This window comes from Nonomuraea antri (genome assembly GCF_013283785.1).
GTDB classification, from domain to species: domain Bacteria; phylum Actinomycetota; class Actinomycetes; order Streptosporangiales; family Streptosporangiaceae; genus Nonomuraea; species Nonomuraea antri.
Genome location: NZ_JABCPZ010000459.1, coordinates 1 through 2,966, shown reverse-complemented (window position 1 = coordinate 2,966; position 2,966 = coordinate 1). Strand labels below are relative to the sequence as shown.

Here is a 2,966-nt window from a genome sequence, read left to right as displayed (position 1 = left end):
GGGATGGGGTCGCCAACGGCGGACCGCTGTGGGCATCCGTTGACGACGCTTGCGGACATGCGCACCAGAAACGCGCGCGTGGCGTGGCGGCTAGGCACGGCTACAAGGCACCACTACGAGACACCCTCGCGGCCACGACGTGGCGGCGCTGCAGCACCGGGGCGCCGCATGGCAGGGGCCGAGTCCCACTGCGCCCTTGCTCATGAGGCTCGCCCGCGCTCACAGAGCTGGTGCGGCGCATGCCCCCTGACGAGGAACCTCAGAACGTAGGAACATCGGAACATCGGACTGCAAGCGCGCCATCGGCGAGTAGGTCACCGGCTGCCAGGGACCTGCACCGCGCACCACGCACCGCGCGTCCGCGTAACCCGAGCCCGCCTTGGAGCCTGGGACCCGCCCCCGAACCGCCTGCCTGGATCGCCCCCTTGGGTTCCGCCTCGGACACCCACCCACCTACGGCCGCATACCCTCGACCGACGGCCAGAACGCAGTTCGGCCCCCTTGACCCGTCCCCCCGCCAACGCCGACCTGGATCACGATGGCGCACGCGCGGCCGGCTCCTCACAGACGGCAGAGGCGCGGACAGGATGATGTGAAGAGCCCGGCGCTTGGAGCACCCAAGCAGCCGAGCACCCGAACACTCGTCCCACTCACGCACTCACGCACGTGAAGCATCGAGTACCCGAGTACATGCACAGGGACAGGGACGAGAAGGCGTGAAGAGGGCTGAGAGTGCGTCAGACGGGGCGAAGGGCTCGTTCTGGGGTCATGGAGCCGAGAAGGCGTTCCAGGGCCACCTCGACGTCCTCACGCCACGAGACGGCGGTCTTCAGCTCCAGCCTCAGCCGCGGGAATCGCAAGTGCGGCCGAACGGTCTTGAAACCCACCGACAGCAAGTACTCGGCAGGAACCACGCAACTGGGCTCTTCCCACTTCAAATCGCCGAACGCTTCAATGGCCTTCACGCCGCGCCTGGTCAGGTCCTTGGCCACGCCCTGGATCAGCATGCGTCCCAATCCCCCGCCCGAGAACTCGGGGATGATGTGCGCGGTCATCAGCAACACCGCGTCCGCGCTCACCGGGGACGTCGGGAAGGCCACGGAGCGCGGCGTGTAAAGCGGAGGGCTATAAAGGACAAATCCGGCAGGGACTCCGTCAACATAAGCAATTTTCCCGCAACTGCCCCACTCCAGCAGGGTGCCGGAGATCCACGCCTCTTTTTCCAGGCCGGGATCGCCCGTCTCCACCGCACGTTCGCCGCTGACGGGGTCGAGCTCCCAGAAGACGCACCGCCTGCAGCGGCGCGGCAGATCGTCAAGGTTGTCCAGGGTTATGTTGACCAGCCGGCGCGACAACTACGGCCCCAATCGTTGACCAGGAAAAGCGCGCGAAAACCGCGTCTACAGGTGGCATCGTAGCCCAGTGAGGGTGCCGCCAGCGGGTACCACGACGGGCGAGCCCGGCGACGGGCGACATGTCCGGCTGGCGTAATCTGGTATTTCGGTCCTATATGACACCTAGGAGGTGGGCCGTGACAGAAGAGCTGGATCACGGTCAGACACCCGCGAATCCGGAGACGGGCGCCGAGCAAGCGCCCGTTACTCAGGGCTCGCGTATCGACGCCTACGTCGATCGGTACGCCGCGCGAGCTACCGGGATGGTCGCCTCCGAGATCCGAGCTCTTTTCGCCGTCGCGTCGAGGCCCGAGGTGGTCTCGCTCGCCGGCGGCATGCCGTACGTCACGGCGCTCCCACTCGACATGGTCGGCGAGCTCGTCTCCGACCTGGTCACGCGGCGCGGCCCGGTCGCGCTGCAGTACGGTTCCGGCCAGGGCGACCCGCACCTGCGTGAGCAGATCTGCGAGGTCATGCGGCTGGAGGGGATTCACGCCGGGGCGAACGACGTCGTCGTCACCGTCGGTTCGCAGCAGGCGCTCGACCTGATGACCCGGATCTTCATCGATCCGGGTGACGTGGTGCTCGCCGAGGGGCCCTCGTACGTGGGCGCCCTGGGTACGTTCTCCGCGTACCAGGCCAAAGTCGTGCATGTCGCCATGGACGATCAGGGCATCGTGCCCGAATCCCTGGCCCAGACGATCTACGCCCTGGAGACGGCCGGGGCGCCGATCAAGTTCCTGTACACGATCCCGACGTTCCAGAACCCGGCCGGTGTCACGCTCAACGTCGCGCGCCGGCAGCAGGTCCTGGACATCTGCCAGCGGGCCGGAATCCTCATCATCGAGGACAACCCGTACGGACTGCTCGGATTCGACGGCGAGCCCATGCGCGCCCTGCGAGCCGACAATCCCGACGGAGTGGTGTATCTCGGGTCGTTCTCCAAGACACTCGCTCCCGGATTCCGCGTCGGCTGGGCGCTGGCGCCGCACGCCATCCGCGACAAGCTCGTGCTGGCGATGGAGTCGGCGGTGTTGTCGCACTCGTCGTTCACGCAGCTCGCCGTCGGGCAGTACCTGACGACGCAGCCGTGGCGGGAGCAGATCAAAGCGTTCAAGGAGCTGTACCGCGAGCGCCGCGACGCGCTGCTCGACGCGCTCGAAGCCCTGATGCCTCCGGAGGTGACCTGGACTCGCCCGGCCGGAGGCTTCTTCGTCTGGGCCACCCTGCCCGAGGGCCTCGACTCCAAGGCGATCCTGCCCAGGGCGGTGTCGGAGCGGGTGGCGTTCGTCCCCGGCACCGGCTTCTACGCCGACGGGAGCGGGAACCGGCACATGCGGCTTTCGTACTGCTTCCCGGAGCCTGACCGGATCCGGGAAGGGGTGCGGCGGCTCGCGGGGGTGATCGAGCAGGAGATGCAGCTGCGCGACACGTTCGGCACGGGGTCGGCACGGGACCACAGCGGCGTGGACACCCCCGGACCCGACCTCGCCTGACCCTCCCACCGCACCACCACACCGAGAACCACGGCCGGCACCTCCGAGGGGAGGTGCCGGCCGCACTCATCTCAAC

The 2,966-nt window shown here is 67.7% G+C and carries 2 protein-coding genes; one reads left to right on the top strand and one right to left on the bottom strand.

What is annotated here, in order from left to right; translation table 11 throughout:
• Nucleotides 1–737: 737 nt before the first annotated feature.
• On the bottom strand, nt 738–1,355 hold the full coding sequence (locus HII36_RS54355) for a GNAT family N-acetyltransferase (protein ID WP_173531237.1): 618 nt from the start codon (nt 1,353–1,355) through the stop codon (nt 738–740).
• 302 nt (nt 1,356–1,657) lie between these two features.
• On the opposite strand from HII36_RS54355, the gene HII36_RS54350 reads away from it, so the two are divergent.
• Nucleotides 1,658–2,890, top strand: a complete 1,233-nt coding sequence (locus HII36_RS54350; RefSeq protein WP_236005207.1) for an aminotransferase-like domain-containing protein — start codon at nt 1,658–1,660, stop codon at nt 2,888–2,890.
• Nucleotides 2,891–2,966: the final 76 nt, after the last annotated feature.